This is a genomic window from Clostridium magnum DSM 2767 (genome assembly GCF_001623875.1).
Classification (GTDB): domain Bacteria; phylum Bacillota; class Clostridia; order Clostridiales; family Clostridiaceae; genus Clostridium_AM; species Clostridium_AM magnum.
The window spans coordinates 1,330,552-1,349,667 of sequence record NZ_LWAE01000001.1 but is presented as its reverse complement, the minus strand read 5'-3'; the positions used below and the strand labels follow the sequence as shown (position 1 = coordinate 1,349,667).

The window sequence follows — 19,116 nt, the reverse complement described above, 5'->3', positions numbered from 1 at the left end:
ATAAATCCTCCTATTTTCTGCCTATCTCCCTATAGAAACAGCTCCTGCTTCCAGTGTGACAAGCTGCTCCAACCTGCTCTACTTTCACAAGCAAAGTGTCTCCATCACAGTCTATAGTAATACTTTTTACATATTGATAGTGGCCTGAGGTTGCACCCTTATTCCAGAATTCCTGTCTTGATCTACTCCAAAACCAGGTTGTTCCTGTTTCTAAAGTTTTTCTTAAGGACTCCTCATTCATGTAGGCTAACATCAATACCTCATTATTTTCAAAATCTTGTACAATTGCTGGAACTAAGCCGTTACTGTACTTTACTTCTTTTAAATTTTCTATAATAATATTTTGCAATTTTTCGTTTTCCATATTAATTACCTTCTTTAGTAACAAATTTTATTCGCTAGCTACTCTATTTCCTTACCTCTACACCTTTTTCTTTAAGATAGTCCTTAACCTCACCAATACTTAGTTCTCTATAATGAAAAAGTGAGGCTGCTAGTGCTGCATCTGCACCAGACTGCGTAAATGCCTCATAAAAATGTTCTAAGTTTCCACATCCACCAGAAGCTATTACTGGAATATTAACTGCTTCTGTTATAGCTTTTGTAAGTTTTATATCGTACCCAGCTTTTGTACCATCTGCATCCATACTTGTTAGAAGTATTTCTCCTGCACCTAAGCTTTCTGCTTTTTTTGCCCACTCTATTGCATCTAGTCCTGTATCTATTCTTCCGCCGCTTATAAAAACATTCCATCCGGATTTGTCTTCCCTCATCTTGCCATCTATTGCTACTACTACGCATTGACTTCCAAACCTATCAGAAGCTCTTTTTATAAGTTCAGGATCTCTTATAGCTGATGAATTAATAGAAACCTTATCTGCACCTGCTCTTAAAATGTTTTTAAAATCCTCTATATCACTTATGCCTCCACCTACAGTAAGAGGTATAAAAACTTTTTCCGCTGTTCTTTCCACAACCTCTATCATAGTTTTTCTTCCTTCATGAGTTGCAGTAATATCTAAAAAAACTAATTCGTCTGCTCCCTCTTCATTATAAAATTCAGCTATTTCTACTGGGTCGCCTACATCTTTTAAATTAACAAAGTTTACCCCTTTTACAACTCTGCCCATGTTTACATCTAGACAGGGAATTATTCTTTTCGTAAGCAAACTCCACACCCCTTTCTCTATAAACAAATTAACGATACTTAAAACTTTTAATTACTATTAATTTAGCTTATGATTTCTTTCACTTTTTCTATAAAAAACTCCATTTCTTCTTCAGATCCTATACTTATTCTTAAATAATTATTTATTCTATCTTTATTAAAGTATCTTACCAATATCCCTTTTTCTCTTAACTTAACAAAAAGCTCTCCTGCAGGGTACTTAGGATGACCGGCAAAAATAAAGTTAGCCTTTGAAGGTATAACATTAAATCCCAGATCTCCTAACTCTTCTGTAACTTTTCCTCTGGTTTTTATTATTCTAGATGTACATTCTTTAAAATATTCTTCATCCTTTATTGCTTCTACTGCAGCAACAGCAGCAACTCTATCTATTGTATAGGAGTTGAAGGAATTTTTTATTCTGTTTAATCCATCTATAAGCTCCTCTTGACCAAGTGCAAAGCCTACACGAATTCCTGCTAAGGAACGAGATTTAGATAGTGTCTGCACCACTAAAAGATTAGGATACTCTCTTATAAGACCTACCGCTGAAGTTCCTCCAAAATCTATGTATGCTTCATCGATTATAACCACCTTATTAGGATTATTATCTAAAATGCTTTTTATAGAATCTAACTCCAATTGCTTGCCTGTTGGAGCATTAGGATTGGGAATAATTACGCCTCCATTCTCAGTTAAGAATTCATCAACTGGAATTGAAAAATCATCCTTTAACTTTGCCAGTCTATAATCTATATTATATAAGTTACCATACACTGGATAAAAGCTATAGCTTATATCAGGAAAAACTATAGTTTCATCCTGATTAAAAAATGTCAAGAATGCAAATGCTAAAACTTCATCTGATCCGTTACCTATAAAAACCTGCTTTTTATCCAAGTTGTAATACTTAGCAATAGTTTCACTTAATTCATCACAATTAGGATCTGGATATAATCTTAAGTCCTCATTGGCTGCATTCTTTATTGCATCCAGCACTTTTGGCGATGGGCCATAGGGACTCTCATTTGTATTTAGTTTTACATACTTTTTATCTTTTGGCTGTTCACCACAAACATAAGGTTCTACACTTTTGGTGATTTCACTCCAATACTTACTCATTACTAATCACACCTTCTAAATATAATTATTTACATAACTCTATAGCTTCTTTTAAATCTATATTTCCTGAATATATTGCTTTACCTGTAATAGCTCCATAAATACCCATTTCATTTATAGCTTTTAAATCGTTAATATCTTTAATTCCACCGGAAGCTATTATATTACAGCTTACACTATTTTGTATCTTAGACAATTGTTCTAAATTAGGACCTTGAAGTGTACCATCCTTACTTATATCAGTAAATATAATTGTCTTTATTCCTATTTTTTCCATTTCCTTAGCAAAGTCTATATAATTGACCTTGCTCACATTAAGCCATCCATCTACAGCTACTAATCCATCCTTAGCATCTATTCCCACTGCAATCTTTTCACCATGCTTTTTTACAGCCTCTTTAACCATTTCTGGATTATTTAAAGCTGCTGTTCCAAGTATAACTCTGCTTATTCCTTTTTCTATAAGAGTATCAATAGTCTCTAAATCTCTTATACCTCCACCTAGCTCCACAGGTATGTTGACTTCCTTAATAACGCTTAGCACTACATCTATATTTTGAAGTGATCCCTTTACAGCACCATCTAAATCTACCATATGCAGATATTCTGCCCCTGAGTTTTTAAAACCTAAAGCAGTTTTCACAGCATCTTCACCAACAACCTCTGAAGATGACATCTTTCCTTGATAAAGTCTTACACACTTTCCATCTTTTAAATCTATAGCCGGAAATATTATCATAATTTTATCCTCCTTAACCCCTTGTAAGTTTTGCAAAATTCTTAAGCATCTGTATTCCTACATCTCCGCTTTTTTCTGGATGAAACTGTGCTCCAAATAAATTTCCATCACTAACTATTGCTGGTACATCAATTTCATAAAAAGTTGTTGCACTAATATCTTCCTTATTTTCCATTTCTGCGTAAAAAGAATGTACAAAATACACATAGCTGCCTTCATCTATGCCTTCAAGTAATGCACACTTTTTATCAATTTTAAGACTGTTCCACCCCATGTGAGGAATTTTTACATTTCCATAAAGTTTTTTTATTTTTCCTTGTATAAGTCCTAATCCCTCACATTGTTTTACTTCTTCACCTTCAGTAAATAATAACTGCATTCCTAAGCATATTCCAAGTACAGGCTTTTTCTGAGCTACTACATGTTTTAATGTTTCATCTAGCCCTTTACTTTTTAAATTTTCCATAGCATCTGGAAATGCTCCAACTCCTGGTAAAATTACTCCATCACTTTTCTCTATTTGTTCTTTGTCTGAAGTTATTATTGCTTCTTCACCAATACTCTCTAAAGCTTTTTGTACACTTCTTAAATTTCCCATACCGTAATCTATAATAGAAATCAAAATTATCCCTCCTTACAGGCTTCCTTTTGTTGACATAACACCTTTTATTCTTTCATCCTTAGTCACTGCTTCCCTAAGCGCTCTTCCAAAAGCCTTAAACAACGCCTCTATCATATGATGAGCATTTTTACCATAAAGCACTTTTGCATGAACAGTTATTCCTGCATTAAAAGCTACCGCTCTAAAAAATTCTTCTACTAGCTCTGTATCCATTTCTCCAACCATCGGAGAGTTAAATTCAGCTTCAAAAACCAAATAAGGACGACCACTTATATCCATAGAAACCAAAGCTAAAGTTTCGTCCATAGGAAGAAATGATGTGCCATATCTTGTTATTCCCTTCTTATCCCCTAATGCCTTCTCAATACACTTTCCAAGTGCTATTCCTACATCCTCTACAGTGTGATGGGCATCTACATATAGATCTCCCTCAGCTTTTACATTCAAATCCATTATCCCATGCTTTGCAGCAAGAGTAAGCATATGATCAAAAAAACCGATTCCAGTATCTATATTGTATATTCCGTCTCCATCTAAATTGACTTCTATAGTAATGTTAGTTTCATTTGTCTTTCTATCAAGTTGAGCTATTCTATCAGTGCTCATATCTTTACTCCTCCACTTCTATTTCATTCTTACACTTATGGAATTAGCGTGAGCTGTAAGTCCTTCTGTTTCTGCAAGCTTAACTATCTTTTTCCCTACTCCTAAAAGGGCCTCTTTTGAATAGTGTATAAAGCTTGATTTCTTCACAAAATCATCTACAGAAAGTGGTGAGAAGAATCTTGCTGTTCCACTAGTTGGAAGCACATGATTAGGTCCTGCTATATAATCTCCAAGAGGTTCTGGTGCATAATCACCTAAGAATATTGAACCTGCATTTTTAATATCTCCTAGTATTAAAAATGGTTCTTTTACACAAAGTTCTAAATGTTCCGGTGCTATTTTATTAGACATATCTATTGCTTCTTTTATGCTATCTACTATTATTATTACACCGTAATTCTGTAAAGAATCTAATATTATATCCTTACGACTTAAGCTTTCTACTTGTCTTGTCAATTCTGACTTAACTTCTTCTGCCAGTTTTAATGAATTAGTAACTAATACTGATGAAGCTAACCTATCATGTTCTGCTTGAGACATTAAATCTGCTGCTATATATTCTGGATTTGCTTCCTCATCAGCTATAATCAAAATCTCGCTTGGTCCTGCTATCATATCTATATCTACATATCCATAGACACTCTTTTTAGCCATTGCTACATATATATTCCCCGGTCCCACTATCTTATCTACCTTATCTATAGTTTCTGTACCAAAGGCAAGGGCACCTACTGCTTGAGCTCCACCTACTTTATATATTTTATCTACACCTGCTATGTCTGCTGCTACAAGTATATTAGGATTTATACTTCCATCCTTTGAAGGAGGTGTAACCATCACTACATTAGTAACTCCAGCCACTTTAGCAGGTATTGCATTCATTAATACGGATGATGGATAGGATGCAGTACCTCCCGGTACATATATCCCTACATTTTCTAAAGGACGAATATTTTGTCCTAGTATTACTCCCATTTCTTTTGTTACCATCCATGAATTTTTCTTTTGTTTTTCATGGAAAAATCTAATGTTTTCAGCCGCTAATTTGATGGCTTCTAGGAATTCCTTATCTACAATCTTATAAGCCTCTTCTATTTCTTCTTTGTTTACACAAAGATTATTTTCATTAACATTTTCACTATCAAATTTATTAGTATACTCTATTAAAGCTCTATTTCCCTGCTCTTTTATATTATTTAGTATTTCTTCAACCCTGAGGATTACTTCCTGCTGAACACTTTCCTCTCTGTCTCTCAATGTACTTAGATATCTACTTCCTTCTTCTGTATTACCATATACTATACTTATAATTTCTTTTTCCATAATGCATCCTCCAATATGATCTATCTAGGAATTAAAAGACAATTAATTCTTAGTCCTCAGTTATCTCTTCTCTTCTTTTAACTTCCCTTTGAACTTTTTCTATTATTTCTTCTATTTCGTCCTTTTTCATTTTAATACTAGCTACATTTACTATCATTCTTGCACTTATACTGCATATGTCTTCATAAACCGTCAACCCATTTTCTTTTAAAGTACTACCTGTTTCTACTATATCAACTATTGCATCAACTAAGCCTAATATTGGCGCTAACTCAACAGAACCTTCTATCTTTATAATTTCTACATCCTGTCCAGTTTTTCTAAAATAATCTCTTGCTACATTAGGGTATTTTGTAGCTATTTTCTTTTTGTTATATCCTTGATAAAAATTTGAATTTTTAGGTCCTGCTACAGAGAACTTACAACAACCAAATCTTAAATCTAGAACTTCATAAAACTTTTTATTCTGCTCCATCAATGTATCTTTTCCAACTATACCAATGTCAACAACACCATGTTCTATATAAGTTAAAACATCTGCAGCTTTTACAAGGACAAATTCTATATTACAATCTTCATTACGGAATATAAGCTTCCTTCCTTTATTTAAAAGCTGACTGCAATCTATTCCCGCTGCCTGAAATATATCTATAGCACTCTCTTCAATTCTTCCTTTTGTTAAAGCTATCCTAACAGTTTTTTTATTTTCCATACTGAAGCTCCCCATTCCATTTAATTATTGATATAAAAAATCTACCTTTTTCTAAAAACATTACCTAATCATTAATTTTAATAACTCTATTTATTCCCTTCTTTTTCGCATATTCCATTGCTTCCTCTTCTGAATCCATGAGACTAAGTTCTGCAACTATATTATTTTTTCTAAATTCTACTGCTTTGCTGTAGGCCTCTTTAAAACTATCTTCTTTATAATAAATTAATACTTTTTCCCTATTCTTTGCCCTCTTAGATTCAGAATTTTCAAGAGCTGCCATTATACTATCTACATCTATAGCAAGCCCTGTAGCAGGTTGCTCCTCTCCAAACTGAGATAGAAGATTATCGTATCTTCCTCCACTTAGTATGCTTCCACCTACCCCGTGAGCATATCCTCTAAAAATTATTCCTGTATAATAATTTAAATTCTGCACCATACCTAAATCTATAGATAAATACTCAGAAAGTCCTGTACTTTGTATTATATTATAAACTTTTCTTATGCTCTCTAGTGCCTCAAGTGCTTTAACATTATCTGTTAACTCCGCAGCTTTATCCAGTACCTTTATATCTCCAAACAGCTTTGGAAGTTCTTTTAAAATACACAGATTCTTTTCATCTATCTTATCCTCTTTATCCTGTAAAAGTTCTGAAAGAGCAGTAAAGTTTTTATCTTCTATAAATCTTCTTAACTTTTCCTTCTCGTCATCCATTAAATCAATCTCTTCCATAATGGCTTTGAAAAATTCAGCCTGACCTAATTCAACTTTAAAATCTTTAAGGCCACATTTAAGTAGTGCTGCTATACCTGTTATTATTACTTCTGCATCTGCTTTAATGCTCTTAACTCCAATTATCTCAATACCTGATTGAGTAAATTCACTATTTTTACCATTCAAACTTTCATTTAATCTATATACATTTGATGTATAGCATAACTTTAACGGATGAGCTATATCTCTTAATTTAGTAGCAGCTATTCTAGCTATAGGTGTTGTCATATCCGCTCTTAAAACTAATATTCTTCCTTGACTATCAAAAAGCTTATACATTTTTTCTTGAGGTAACGTAGCATTTTCTCCACTAAATACATCATAAAATTCCAATGTTGGCGATATTACCTCTAAAAACCCGCTATCTATATAAATTTTTCTTAAAATATTTTCTAGTTCTATTTTTCCGCTGCACTCTTGAAATAAAATGTCCCTTGTACCCTCTGGTATATATCTTCTCCAATTTATCATCTACTTCACTTCCCCATCTTTTACTTTACCAATTCATCATGATAAAGTTTTAAATTACTATAGTGATATAATAACAGTTTATTTTAAAAAATTCAATAGTTTAAAAATTTTTTATACTATTAAATTCAAAAACAATTCTTTAGTGCTCAGATATTAGTATATCACATAGAATATATTGAAGTGCTTTTAGCAAGCCTTCCTATTTATTATTACTAATATTAAGGAGGAACATACCTTGTTCAACGATAGGAATATTAATGACTGCGATTATTGCATGAGCATGTATCGTCAAGATCAAACTTTATTAAATCTTATTACTGAGGCAATGAAGGATGAAAAACATGATACAATAAAATACAAAAAAATGATAGGAATGACTGACAAGGATAAAGTTCGTAAACAAATTGAATTTGCTTACAAGGATGAAATGAAACATTACAAAATGTTTCAAAATATTGTTTATATGCTTACTGGAAAAAAATATGACGTTCCTGATCCAAAGGTTGAGGAATATAAATCTCTACTACCTGCTGTAGAAAGCAGCATAAATGGTGAACTTGAAGCTGTTGAATTATATAGGAAAATTTTCTCTATGCTTCGTACAATGCAGATGAGAGATATGCTTTATGAAATTATTACAGATGAGCAAGAACACGCAACTAGATTTGTGTATCTATACAGTATGTTAAAATAGCAACTTTCATATTTAAAAAAAACTTATCAAAGATACCATAATAAAGTTTTATTAATAGCTAGAAATCAGTATAACCCTAGCTAGTTAGCACAATTTAGTGATAACTTACTAGGGCTATTTTAAGTAGTTAATTATTATTAAGATATATTTTTTTCATTAGTAGAAAAATCAACATCCATTAAGTCAACAACTTTTGTATTGTGTTTTCTTTTATATCCCCACCATAATGCTATAAATAATGGTAATCCAATATATGAAGAAATTACTCCACTCCAGTCTATTTTATCTGCTTCAAAATAGCTAAGTCCTTGGCCCAATGTAACAACTGTACATAATACTAGGGCTATAATTGGTCCTAACGGAAATAGCTTTGCTACATACTTTAACTTTCCTAAGTCACGTCCTTGAGCAACATAAGCTTTACGGAAACGATAATGGCATAATGCTATACCAATCCATGTAACAAAACCTGCAAGTCCTGAAGCTGCTACAAGCCATACATAAACAGTTTTCTCTGCATAAAGGCCTGTTAAGAAACAAAGTGATGCTACTATTGTAGTAGCTATTAAAGAATTTATAGGAACTCCTCTTGAGTTAACTTTTGCAAGCCATGCTGGTGCCTTACCATCCTTAGCCATTGCATATAACATTCTACTTGAAGCATACATTCCTGAGTTTCCTGCTGATAATACTGAAGTTAGGATAACTGCATTCATTAATGAAGCCGCTGCTGCTATACCAGCTTTCTCGAATACCATTGTAAAAGGACTTGTATCAACTCCAGCATCCATATAAGGAATTAATGCACCTACAACAAATATTGTTCCTAAATAGAATATCAATATTCTCCAGAATATTGTATTAATAGCTTTTGGTATATTCTTCTCTGGATCTTCACTTTCTCCAGCTGCCACACCAACAAGTTCTGTTCCTTGGAACGAAAAACCAGCAATTAAAAATACCATGAAAATTGATTTAGCTCCTCCAACAAATGGTGCTTCTCCAACTGTAAAGTTTTTAAACCCTACTGCCTGCCCACCTATTATTCCTACTATTGTTGCAACACCTACTAATAAAAATATAATAACTGTAATAACTTTAATACTTGCAAACCAGTATTCTGATTCACCATAAGCTCTTGCTGATAAAAGATTAAGCACAACTATTAATATAAGGAATAAAACACTCCAAAGAAGCGCTGGCACATCAGGAAACCAATATTTCATAAGAAGGGCACCTGCAACCATTTCCGCTGCAACAGTAATTGCCCAATTGTACCAATAATTCCACCCCATTGCAAATCCAAAGGCTGGATCAACAAATTTTGATGCATATGTTCCAAAAGAACCTGAGTCTGGCATAAATGTTGCCATTTCACCTAAACTAGTCATTAAAAAATAAACCATAATACCTATACAACCATAAGCAGCTAATGCTCCCCTGGGCCAGCTTGGTTAATTGTAGCTCCAAGAGCTAAGAATATACCTGTTCCAATGGCCCCCCCATTGCAATCATATTAAGATGTCTTGCCGTTAAGCTTCTTCTAAGTTCATTATTATTTTCACTCTTCTTTTCTGCTCTATTATCCATTTTTCTACCTCCTTATCGGTTTTTACTTTTCCGATAAGTGACATAACTAAGATAAATATAAAAAATGCCCTAAGCATACACTCAGAGCATTGAAACCTGTATTTACAGACATAAACACATTATTTCTACAATGAATGATAGCTCTCCACAAACTAGTCCGTTGTGACAGTCCTGCACATATTCTATGCAAAACCAGCAATACAGCATTAAAGCCTCTACTGTATACTTCGGCAGAATTTCCTTTCTAATTGCTTCATAGTGCTTATCTCCACAATCTTACTCTTAAATTCTGCTCCTCTACCTCAGTTATTCACTTACAATTAAATATTATATATCAAAATTTGTATTCAGTAAAGACTTTTCATTCATTTTTTTTACAGAAGTACTTGACAATAAGTAGCAAATAATGTATTTTGAGAAAAAAATATATAAATATAAATATTTTTAATAAATAATGTATTTATATTTTTGATAAAAGATGTTATTATTATAGCTGATTTATTGTATAAGATTTATATATGAACTATACTTTACATATGAAGTGAAACTTGAATCAGATGTGGTTTGTCTACGACCCCGGGGCTTTGCCCGTTAAATGCCATTTAGGCATTTAACCCCCACCTGATTCTTAGTTGAACGAATCCAGGGACGTACCCGCTCTTTACTTCTCTGACGGTAGGAAGAGAAGTATTAGAGCGGGTAGTCATCGGATAAAATATGGTTCATCTAGTATATGAACCAATATAATCCAGTATATGAATCATATTATAAGTTTAAAATATTATTATCTCATTAAAGGGGGTACTATAAATGAAACCATTTCAAGTTCTCATTAACGAAACTTTAGAAGCTGAAGATTTAGAAGAACTAGAAGCAGCTGCGGACTTATTCCAATTTGGTATTGAAAAAGGCTATTATAATAAAAGACAAGTAGACGAATTTAACAATGCATACTGGAAAGTAAAAAATATTTGTTTAGCTTATGAAGTTGCTGAGCAGATAAAAGGAAATAAATTAGATATTATTAGTATAGTTTCTAATGCTCCTGCGGAAGTAAAAAATAATAAATCTGAACTTATTAACTACGTAAATGGACGTTTAAGAGCACTAAGAGGAAAAATTAAAGGTATTAAATAATTTATAAAAAGAGTCTCAATCTGTAAATTTTAGTGAAAAATACAGATTGAGGTTCTCTTTTTTGTGTTAAAATATATATGCGGCAACAATACAGTATTCAAAGGAGTTGTTCAATGTTGGAAAATCTTTACTATGAAAATCCATATCAGAAAGACTTTACTGCAGAGATCATAAATACAATTGAGAAGAATAACAATTATCATATTGAACTTGATAAAACCTATTTTTATCCCCAAAGTAAATTCCATCCATGTGATGTCGGTTATATAAACGGATCACCTGTAACTCATGTATACGAAGAAAACGAAAAAATATACCACGTTATTGAAGTAAAACCTTCTAAAATACATAAGGTTAAATGCATTATAGATTGGAAAAGAAAATATGATTATATGCAGCAGCACTTAGGCCAACATATAATTTCTTCTTCTTTATTTCAATTATTCAACTTAAGTACGATAGCTTTTCATATTGGAGATAGTTCTTCATATATTGATGTTGATAAAATTATTGGAGTTTCTGAAATTAAAAATTGTGAGGAAATGTGTAACAAAATAATTTTTGACAATATTGCAGTAGAAATACTATATCCAACTAAATCTGAGTTAAAAAAATTATCATTAAAAAAAGTCTCTCTAAAACCAGGTGAAAAAATTAGAATAGTTAAAATTGGCGATATGCATATAAGTCCCTGTGATGGACTACACCCTAATTCAACAATCGAGGTACAGGCAATTAAGGTAACTAAGCTAACTAAAATTAACTCTGGCACAAGAATTGAGTTTATATGCGGCTCAAGAGCGATTTGTGACTACCTTACTAAACATCAATGGATAGACAAAATGTCTAATCTTTTATCCTGTAACACTAACAATCTTTTAAATGAAGTTGAAAAACTTTCAGGGGAACTTAATAAAGCTCTTTCTGAAAAAGCTTCACTAAAAGCAGAAGTTGCCCAGTACGAAGTTCAAAGTATGCTAAACTCCTGCGAAAATATAGAAGGTATTCGGATTCTTAAATCTATATATGATAAGGTTGATCTAAAATATGTTTCTCTCTTGGCTTCAAAATTAGTTTCCTTTTCAAAGGTTGTAGTTTTATTTGGAGCAAAAACTGAGGATAAAGCTCAACTTATATTTATGCGTTCAAAGGATGTAAATACTATCAACATGAATCTTCTTTTAAAGGATGCAATAACCCTAATTGACGGAAAAGGTGGAGGAAGTGAACTTGCTGCGCAAGGTGGAGGGAAAAATAACAATAATTTAGATTCTTCAATAGAATATGCTTACAATAAAATTAAGGAAGCTATCTTTTCTGATTCTAAGTAATTAAACTATTTTATAATTTGTAGAGATATTCCAAGTATAATGTTCTTTGTATCCCTTCCGATAATGATTATAGGTACTATATTATTATTAAAAGAGAATCATAGTCATGTTCATAGTTAGTAAATAATTATTATAAAATGTTGTACTAATAATAAAGCTAATCGTATAATTAAAATGTAATATAATAAACAATTATATACTTGAAAAAATAGAAGGGAACTATAGGAAAAGAGAAATTATGATAGATAAAATGTTTGACAAAAGAAAATCTTTAATTCTTGTAGCCGACGATTCTAGATTTATGAGATTCACATTACGAGAGTTCCTGGAAAAGGATGGATATGAAGTTATTGAAGCCAAGAATGGTAAGCAAGTTCTCTCCTTATTCGAAGAACGAAAGCCTGACATAATTTTAATGGATTTTATGATGCCAGAAATAGATGGTGTCTCTGCATGTGCTCAATTGCAACAATTACCGCAAGGTAGGAATACGCCGGTAATTATGATTACTTCTTTAGATGACGAGGAGTCTGTAAACTTGGCTTTTGAGGCTGGAGCTACCGATTATATTGGCAAACCTATAAACTGGGCTGTTCTACGCAAACGTCTAAGTCGTTTATTACAGGCAAGACGTACAGAAATAACACTTGACCAAAATGATGCCTTTGCAAGTTCAATAATCAATCATGCAATAGAGGGAATTATCACCATCGATGTCAATGGCATAATCGGATATATTAATCCTTCAGCAGAAAAAATTTTCGGTTATGCATCTAATGAAGTAATTGGAGCCAGCATAAACATGCTTATTCCAGAGCTTTGTTACAATGATTGCACTAACCTCGATGTGAATAGTAAATTTCCAGAAAAAAACTTAGAAATTCTCGGCCGCAAAAAGAATAATTCAAACTTACCACTTGAAGCTACAATAAGTAAGTTTTATGTAGATGATAGATTTTTCTTTACTATCATACTACGTGATATTACAGAAAGAAGACACTACGAGGAAACTATAAGATACCAGGCTTTCTACGATTCTTTAACAGATTTACCTAACAGACTTTTATTGAAAGATCGTATAGAGCTTGAAATTTCTCACTCTAAACACACTAATCAAAACCTTGCGATTATGTATCTTGATCTGGATAGATTTAAGCTTATTAATGATACCCTAGGTCACGATATTGGTGATAAATTACTAAAAGAAATTGCTGTAAGATTAAAAAGTTGTGTAAATGAAACAGATACAGTTGCTAGAATAGGCGGTGACGAGTTCGTAATTTTATTGCCTGCTATAGCTCATGAAGAAAACATAGGTAACATAGCTACTAAGATTCTCGAAACCATCAGAGAGACTATAATAATTGACTCCCACGAACTTTATATCTCTGTTAGTATTGGTGTTACCATTTACCCTGACGATGGGAAAGACGTTGAAACCTTACTTACAAATGCTGATGTAGCTATGTATCGTGCTAAAGAAAAAGGAAAAAACAATTTTCAACTTTACACACCAGCATTAAATGAAAAGGCTCTTGAACGATTGGCAATGGAAAATAGCTTACGCAGGGCTTTAGAGTATAAAGAATTTGTAGTTTATTATCAACCAAAGGTGAGCACTGAAACAGAGCAAATAATTGGAATGGAAGCCTTAATACGCTGGCAACATCCTAATTGGGGACTAGTTCCTCCCGCAAAATTTATTCCTTTAGCTGAAGAGACTGGACTAATTGTTCCTATTGGCGAATGGGTGCTCCGTACTGCCTGTGCTCAAACCAAGGCTTTTCAAAATGCTGGATTACCACCTTTGACAGTAGCTGTTAATCTTTCAGCACTTCAATTTCAACTTCAAGATTTAACAACAATGGTATCTAATGTGTTAGAAGAAACTGGACTAGATCCTCGCTACTTAGAGTTAGAAATTACCGAAAGCATAGCTATGCAGAATGTTGAGCATACCATTAAGATGATTAATGAGCTAAAAGCAATGGGAATAAAGTTTGCAATAGATGATTTCGGTACTGGCTACTCTTCTTTAAGTCAGTTAAATAGTTTTTCTGTAAATAAATTAAAAATTGATAAATCTTTCGTAAGTAAAATTGATGGGGTAAAGGATCATTCAATAATTGCATCAACAGTTTTAGCCTTAGGAAAAAGCATGGCACTGGGAGTGGTTGCGGAAGGGGTTGAGAATCAAGAACAGGTTAACTTCTTTAAGTTAAATAAATGTGACGAAATGCAGGGTTACTTTTTCGGAAAACCTATGTCTAAGGAAGACTTCGAAATGTTTTATTACAAAAAACTTCATAAAGATTAGGCTATAACAAGCATCCCAGTCACTATGCTATAACTGGGATGCTTTTCTTTTTCTCTAGATGACTACCCTATCTAATATTACAGTCTAAATTCAAATTTTACTTCATTTATTTACTTTGTTATACCAATTTTTAATAATTAAAGTACTCTCATCACTTGGATAATAACGTTTATCCAAACTCTTTTCACCTATTGCAAATATTGAAAACCCTAAAAACCATGATTCATTTTCGAATGATCTTCGATAAGCCTCAAAACAATTTGCCTGCTCAACGTTATTTACAATATTATTTTGATATGGATCCCATGGATGAACTGAAGCTTTATTGATTTTAGGAAATCCAAGTTCTCCAAAGAAAATAGGCTTATCCCATTTATTATGAAAATTTTTAATTTCTTTTTTTATATTTTGTTTTCTATCATATATTTGAGTACTTTGTATAGAACTTTCTAAGTTTTCTACTGTATTGTTATCTTTATCTGTAAGTTCAAAATAAGCTGCAATAGATATAAAATCCAACTTTGAAAACATTCTATTATTTAATTTTTTTTCATAGGCTTGTGTAGTTTCTGGTTTCCATTCAGCAGTATACCACCAACCTGTTCTATAGGTTATTAATCCCTTATAATATAATCTAACATATTCTATGGTATCGCACCAATATCCTTCTGCATATTCCATATTTACAAAACTTGACCCTATATTTAATGCATCTACATGATAAGGTACTGCAATGTCATCAATTAGTACTTTTAACACATTTGTCTTCCAATTCCAAAAGAAAGTATTTATGTTATCAGGTTTCCAGGCTGTTTCGTATTTACTACCATTATCTATCCATGGGTAAGGTTCTAATATTATATTTATCTTTTTTCCATTTAATTTTTTAATTAAGCTCTTTGCCTTATCTTCACTAGATTTATCTACAATCATACTACTTGAAGATAAGTTCTCTATATTTATTACTATAGGTATATTTAAAGTATTCAACTGAAATTTATCTACATCACTTAAAACCTGATCAATATTATAATCTGTAGCCAGATTTCCCGATTTAATTTTTGTTTGGAATTTTTCATTTAATGTCTTTCCTTCAAATTCATTTATTTTTTTATTAATAATCCCTCTAGCTTCTGGGTTAGTTTTAATAATATAGCCTGCTGCTATGAGAATTATAACAATTATTAATATAAAAAATGTTATTACTTTTTTCTTGTTCATTTTTACCCTCGCATATTTATTCATTCTTTTTATCATGAGTTATCCTACCGTCGCTATTCATTACAGGTATTTTATCTCCCAAAAACTTAGGTTCTATTCTAAGTACATTTACTAAAAAGAAGTCTTTACATATTGCAAAACTTTCTCTTACTTGATATTTTTTTATCTCTACATATACGTGCTTATCAGCAGTTACTCCATAAGCCTCTATACCTTTCTTTCTTCCTATATATACGGCTCTTTTCAAGTGATAATCTTGGGTTACAATAACTGCCTTATTTACATCAAATATTTCTTTTGCTCTATAAATACTTTCATATGTACTAAAACCTGCATGATCCATAAATATATTGGCAGTTGGAATCCCTCTTTGTTCTAAATAATTTCTCATAGCATTGACTTCATCATAATTCGGATCACCGTGATCGCCCGTTACTATTATTTTAAGATCTTTATTATTTTTCAGTAATTCTAAAGCTGTATCAAGTCTATCCTTTAAAATATCTGATACCTTACCAGAAGAATATACAAATACACCAGGAATTATTACTGCATCAACCTTTGGAATAGACGAATTTTTATCTAGAATGTATTTGCTAGCCTCATGGGTTACTATTAGGTTGATTATAAATAGTAAAAAAATAAGGATAAACAAAATACTTATTATGTATTTAAATGACTTTATTACTATTTTAATGTTAACCACCTCCTAAGGATTTATATAATCTGAGTTTCATATGATATTTCTTAAATAAACACCGTATTAATTTCTAAGCAATAGTAAATAATCCGATTATTGCTTGTACAATATTTCAATTATACCATATCATAATATGGGAGAATAATATATTAATTGTCAAACTTCTATATTACACAAAAACTTACCTAAAATAAAATTAGGATTTAGTACTGAAAATTAATTTTATTTTCAATACTAAATCCCTTATCAAATTATATAAAAATTTAGGGGCAAATATTATTATTAATGAATTTTTATTTTCTTAAAAATTCATTAATGGCTGCAGCAGCCTTCTTTCCAGCTCCCATAGCTAGTATAACTGTAGCAGCCCCTGTTACAGCATCTCCTCCAGCATATACTCCTTCTCTTGAAGTAAGACCCGTTTCTTCCTGTGCCACTATACATTTACGATTGTTTATTTCTAATCCTTTAGTAGTTGATGCAATTAATGGGTTTGGTGAAGTTCCAAGTGACATTATTACTGTATCAACTTCCATTACAAATTCTGAACCTTCTACTACAACAGGTTTTCTTCTGCCAGATGCATCCGGTTCTCCTAGTTCCATTCTCACACATTTCATTCCTGTAACCCAACCCTTTTCGTCTCCGATAATTTCTATTGGGTTTGTTAGTACATCAAGAATTACACCTTCTTCTTTTGCATGATGTACTTCTTCTACTCTTGCAGGAAGTTCTGCTTCTGATCTTCTGTAAACTATATGAACTTCTGCTCCAAGTCTCAGTGCAGTTCTTGCCGCATCCATAGCAACATTTCCTCCACCCACTACAGCAACTTTCTTTCCTGCTTTAATTGGTGTATCGAAATCTTCTTTAAAAGCTTTCATTAAATTGTTTCTTGTTAGGAATTCATTTGCAGAAAATACTCCATTTAAGTTTTCTCCTGGTATTCCCATAAACTTAGGAAGTCCAGCACCGGAACCTATAAATACAGCATTAAAGCCTTCCTCTTCCATAAGTTCGTCTATCTTAACAGTTCTTCCTACTATTACGTTAGTTTCTATCTTAACTCCAAGCTTTTTAACATTTTCAACTTCATGCTTAACTACTGTATCCTTCGGAAGTCTGAATTCTGGTATACCATAAACTAAAACCCCACCTGCTTCATGTAGTGCTTCAAATATAGTAACATCATATCCTTCTTTAGCTAAGTCTCCTGCACAAGTTAAGCCAGCAGGACCACTTCCTATAACAGCTACTTTTTTGCCATTGCTTGGCTTTCTTTCTGATAAGTCTATATCATTTTCTCTTGACCAATCAGCTACAAATCTTTCAAGCTTACCTATAGCTACTGCATCTCCTTTTATTCCAAGTACACATTTTCCTTCACATTGGTTTTCTTGTGGACATACTCTTCCACAAACCGCTGGCAGTGCACTAGACTTTGCTATAATCTTTGCAGCCTCTTCAAACTCGCCATCTTTAACTTTGCTAATAAAATCTGGTATGTTTATAGATACAGGACAATCTCCTACACATCTAGCATTTTTACAGTTAAGACATCTTGAAGCTTCTATCATAGCCTCTTCCTCTGTGTATCCTAAGCAAACTTCCTCAAAATTAGCTGCTCTTACTTCTGGCTCTTGCTCCTTTATTGCTATTCTTATCATTCTATTTGTTACCATTGTTTCCATTAGTTTTTTCCCTCCATACAACTACATTTATGACCTTCCGCTTTTTCTTTAGCAACAAGTTTTCTACCTTCCTCACTCTTATAAAGGGTTTGTCTTCTCATTGCCTCATCGAAATCTACTAAATGACCATCAAATTCTGGACCATCAACACAGGCGAATTTGGTTTCGTCTCCTACAGTAACTCTACATGCTCCACACATTCCGGTTGCATCTACCATCAATGTATTTAGACTTACTATAGTTTTTAAGTTATATTCTTTTGTAAGCTTGGCTACAAATTTCATCATAATCATAGGGCCTATAGCTATAGCAACATCATACTTATTTCCACCATCAATAAGTTCTTTTAATTGATTTGTTACTAACCCCTTGAACCCGGCTGATCCATCATCTGTACAAGGATATACATTAGCTCCCAATTCTTTCATTTCATCAATAAGAAGTAAATAATCTTTTGTCTTTCCTCCAACAATAACATCTACATCTACGCCATTTTGTCTTAACCATTTAACTTGAGGGTATACTGGAGCTGCACCAACACCCCCTGCAACAAATACTATCTTCTGTTTCTTTAACTCTTCTAAGTCTTCATGAATAAATTCTGAAGGTTGTCCAAGTGGTCCTACAAAGTCTGCAACAGAGTCTCCTGCTTTGTAAGTAGCCAATTTATTAGTTGAACTTCCTATAGTTGCGAATACTATAGTTACAGTTCCTTTTTCTATATCATAATCACAAATGGTAAGAGGAACTCTTTCACCCTTCTCATCTATCCTTACTATAATGAACTGACCTGGTTTTGCTGATTTAGCAACTCTTGGTGCTTCTATATCCATTAAATAAATATTTGGAGCTATCTCTCTTCTTTCAACAATCTTATACATATAAATCCTCCTA

17 protein-coding genes, 1 pseudogene and 1 riboswitch are annotated in these 19,116 nt (G+C 32.6%); of the genes and pseudogenes, 4 read left to right on the top strand and 14 right to left on the bottom strand.

Annotated features, from left to right (window positions below):
- Positions 1 to 10: 10 nt before the first annotated feature.
- The 9 genes from hisI to CLMAG_RS06430 form a co-directional block, all read right to left on the bottom strand.
- A complete protein-coding gene (gene hisI, locus CLMAG_RS06470; protein WP_066619598.1) occupies positions 11 to 364 on the bottom strand; it encodes a phosphoribosyl-AMP cyclohydrolase in 354 nt (117 codons plus the stop codon).
- A gap of 43 nt (positions 365 to 407) precedes the next feature.
- Complete coding sequence (gene hisF / locus CLMAG_RS06465; RefSeq protein WP_066619585.1) at positions 408 to 1,169, bottom strand: imidazole glycerol phosphate synthase subunit HisF; 762 nt, start codon at positions 1,167 to 1,169, stop codon at positions 408 to 410.
- A gap of 62 nt (positions 1,170 to 1,231) precedes the next feature.
- Entirely contained in the window at positions 1,232 to 2,290 is a 1,059-nt protein-coding gene (hisC, locus tag CLMAG_RS06460; protein ID WP_066619576.1) for a histidinol-phosphate transaminase, read from the bottom strand.
- A 25-nt stretch (positions 2,291 to 2,315) separates the two neighbouring features.
- Positions 2,316 to 3,029 (bottom strand): 1-(5-phosphoribosyl)-5-[(5-phosphoribosylamino)methylideneamino]imidazole-4-carboxamide isomerase, encoded by a 714-nt coding sequence (gene hisA, locus CLMAG_RS06455; RefSeq protein WP_066619568.1) that lies wholly within the window; start codon positions 3,027 to 3,029, stop codon positions 2,316 to 2,318.
- Positions 3,030 to 3,042: 13 nt separating this feature from the next.
- Positions 3,043 to 3,651 carry an imidazole glycerol phosphate synthase subunit HisH gene (gene hisH, locus CLMAG_RS06450; RefSeq protein ID WP_066619565.1) on the bottom strand — a complete coding sequence of 203 codons (609 nt, stop codon included), beginning with the start codon at positions 3,649 to 3,651 and terminating at the stop codon, positions 3,043 to 3,045.
- A gap of 12 nt (positions 3,652 to 3,663) precedes the next feature.
- Positions 3,664 to 4,257, bottom strand: a complete 594-nt coding sequence (gene hisB / locus CLMAG_RS06445; protein WP_066619562.1) for an imidazoleglycerol-phosphate dehydratase HisB — start codon at positions 4,255 to 4,257, stop codon at positions 3,664 to 3,666.
- An 18-nt stretch (positions 4,258 to 4,275) separates the two neighbouring features.
- Entirely contained in the window at positions 4,276 to 5,580 is a 1,305-nt protein-coding gene (hisD, locus tag CLMAG_RS06440) for a histidinol dehydrogenase (protein ID WP_066619551.1), read from the bottom strand.
- A gap of 49 nt (positions 5,581 to 5,629) precedes the next feature.
- On the bottom strand, positions 5,630 to 6,292 hold the full coding sequence (gene hisG / locus CLMAG_RS06435; protein ID WP_066619549.1) for an ATP phosphoribosyltransferase: 663 nt from the start codon (positions 6,290 to 6,292) through the stop codon (positions 5,630 to 5,632).
- 64 nt (positions 6,293 to 6,356) lie between these two features.
- Positions 6,357 to 7,541: an ATP phosphoribosyltransferase regulatory subunit gene (locus CLMAG_RS06430; protein WP_066619547.1), complete on the bottom strand. Its 1,185-nt coding sequence runs from the start codon at positions 7,539 to 7,541 to the stop codon at positions 6,357 to 6,359.
- Between the two features lie 235 nt (positions 7,542 to 7,776).
- Here CLMAG_RS06430 and CLMAG_RS06425 point away from each other — a divergent pair, with 235 nt between their 5' ends.
- Positions 7,777 to 8,235 carry a ferritin-like domain-containing protein gene (locus tag CLMAG_RS06425; RefSeq protein WP_066619545.1) on the top strand — a complete coding sequence of 153 codons (459 nt, stop codon included), beginning with the start codon at positions 7,777 to 7,779 and terminating at the stop codon, positions 8,233 to 8,235.
- A 137-nt stretch (positions 8,236 to 8,372) separates the two neighbouring features.
- On the opposite strand, the pseudogene CLMAG_RS06420 reads toward CLMAG_RS06425, so the two are convergent.
- Positions 8,373 to 9,825 (bottom strand): annotated as a pseudogene (locus CLMAG_RS06420) (amino acid permease).
- Between the two features lie 130 nt (positions 9,826 to 9,955).
- Positions 9,956 to 10,133: riboswitch (Lysine riboswitch) on the bottom strand.
- 502 nt (positions 10,134 to 10,635) lie between these two features.
- Between CLMAG_RS06420 and CLMAG_RS06415 the strand changes: the two are divergent.
- The 3 genes from CLMAG_RS06415 to CLMAG_RS06405 all read left to right on the top strand — a co-directional run bounded on the left by CLMAG_RS06415 (position 10,636) and on the right by CLMAG_RS06405 (position 14,610).
- A complete protein-coding gene (locus CLMAG_RS06415; RefSeq protein WP_066619542.1) occupies positions 10,636 to 10,962 on the top strand; it encodes a hypothetical protein in 327 nt (108 codons plus the stop codon).
- A gap of 113 nt (positions 10,963 to 11,075) precedes the next feature.
- A complete protein-coding gene (locus CLMAG_RS06410; RefSeq protein ID WP_082831816.1) occupies positions 11,076 to 12,293 on the top strand; it encodes an alanyl-tRNA editing protein in 1,218 nt (405 codons plus the stop codon).
- A gap of 238 nt (positions 12,294 to 12,531) precedes the next feature.
- The gene (locus CLMAG_RS06405) at positions 12,532 to 14,610 is read left to right on the top strand and encodes an EAL domain-containing protein (RefSeq protein WP_082831815.1); all 2,079 of its coding nucleotides are present in this window, start codon (positions 12,532 to 12,534) and stop codon (positions 14,608 to 14,610) included.
- A gap of 102 nt (positions 14,611 to 14,712) precedes the next feature.
- Here the strand turns inward: CLMAG_RS06405 and CLMAG_RS06400 are convergent, their stop codons facing one another.
- The 4 genes from CLMAG_RS06400 to CLMAG_RS06385 form a co-directional block, all read right to left on the bottom strand.
- Positions 14,713 to 15,831, bottom strand: a complete 1,119-nt coding sequence (locus CLMAG_RS06400) for a glycoside hydrolase family 113 (protein WP_066620423.1) — start codon at positions 15,829 to 15,831, stop codon at positions 14,713 to 14,715.
- 16 nt (positions 15,832 to 15,847) lie between these two features.
- Complete coding sequence (locus CLMAG_RS06395) at positions 15,848 to 16,537, bottom strand: SanA/YdcF family protein (RefSeq protein ID WP_066619539.1); 690 nt, start codon at positions 16,535 to 16,537, stop codon at positions 15,848 to 15,850.
- A 287-nt stretch (positions 16,538 to 16,824) separates the two neighbouring features.
- A complete protein-coding gene (gene gltA, locus CLMAG_RS06390; protein ID WP_066620421.1) occupies positions 16,825 to 18,213 on the bottom strand; it encodes an NADPH-dependent glutamate synthase in 1,389 nt (462 codons plus the stop codon).
- 8 nt (positions 18,214 to 18,221) lie between these two features.
- Positions 18,222 to 19,103 carry a sulfide/dihydroorotate dehydrogenase-like FAD/NAD-binding protein gene (locus CLMAG_RS06385; RefSeq protein WP_066619538.1) on the bottom strand — a complete coding sequence of 294 codons (882 nt, stop codon included), beginning with the start codon at positions 19,101 to 19,103 and terminating at the stop codon, positions 18,222 to 18,224.
- Positions 19,104 to 19,116 lie beyond the last annotated feature (13 nt).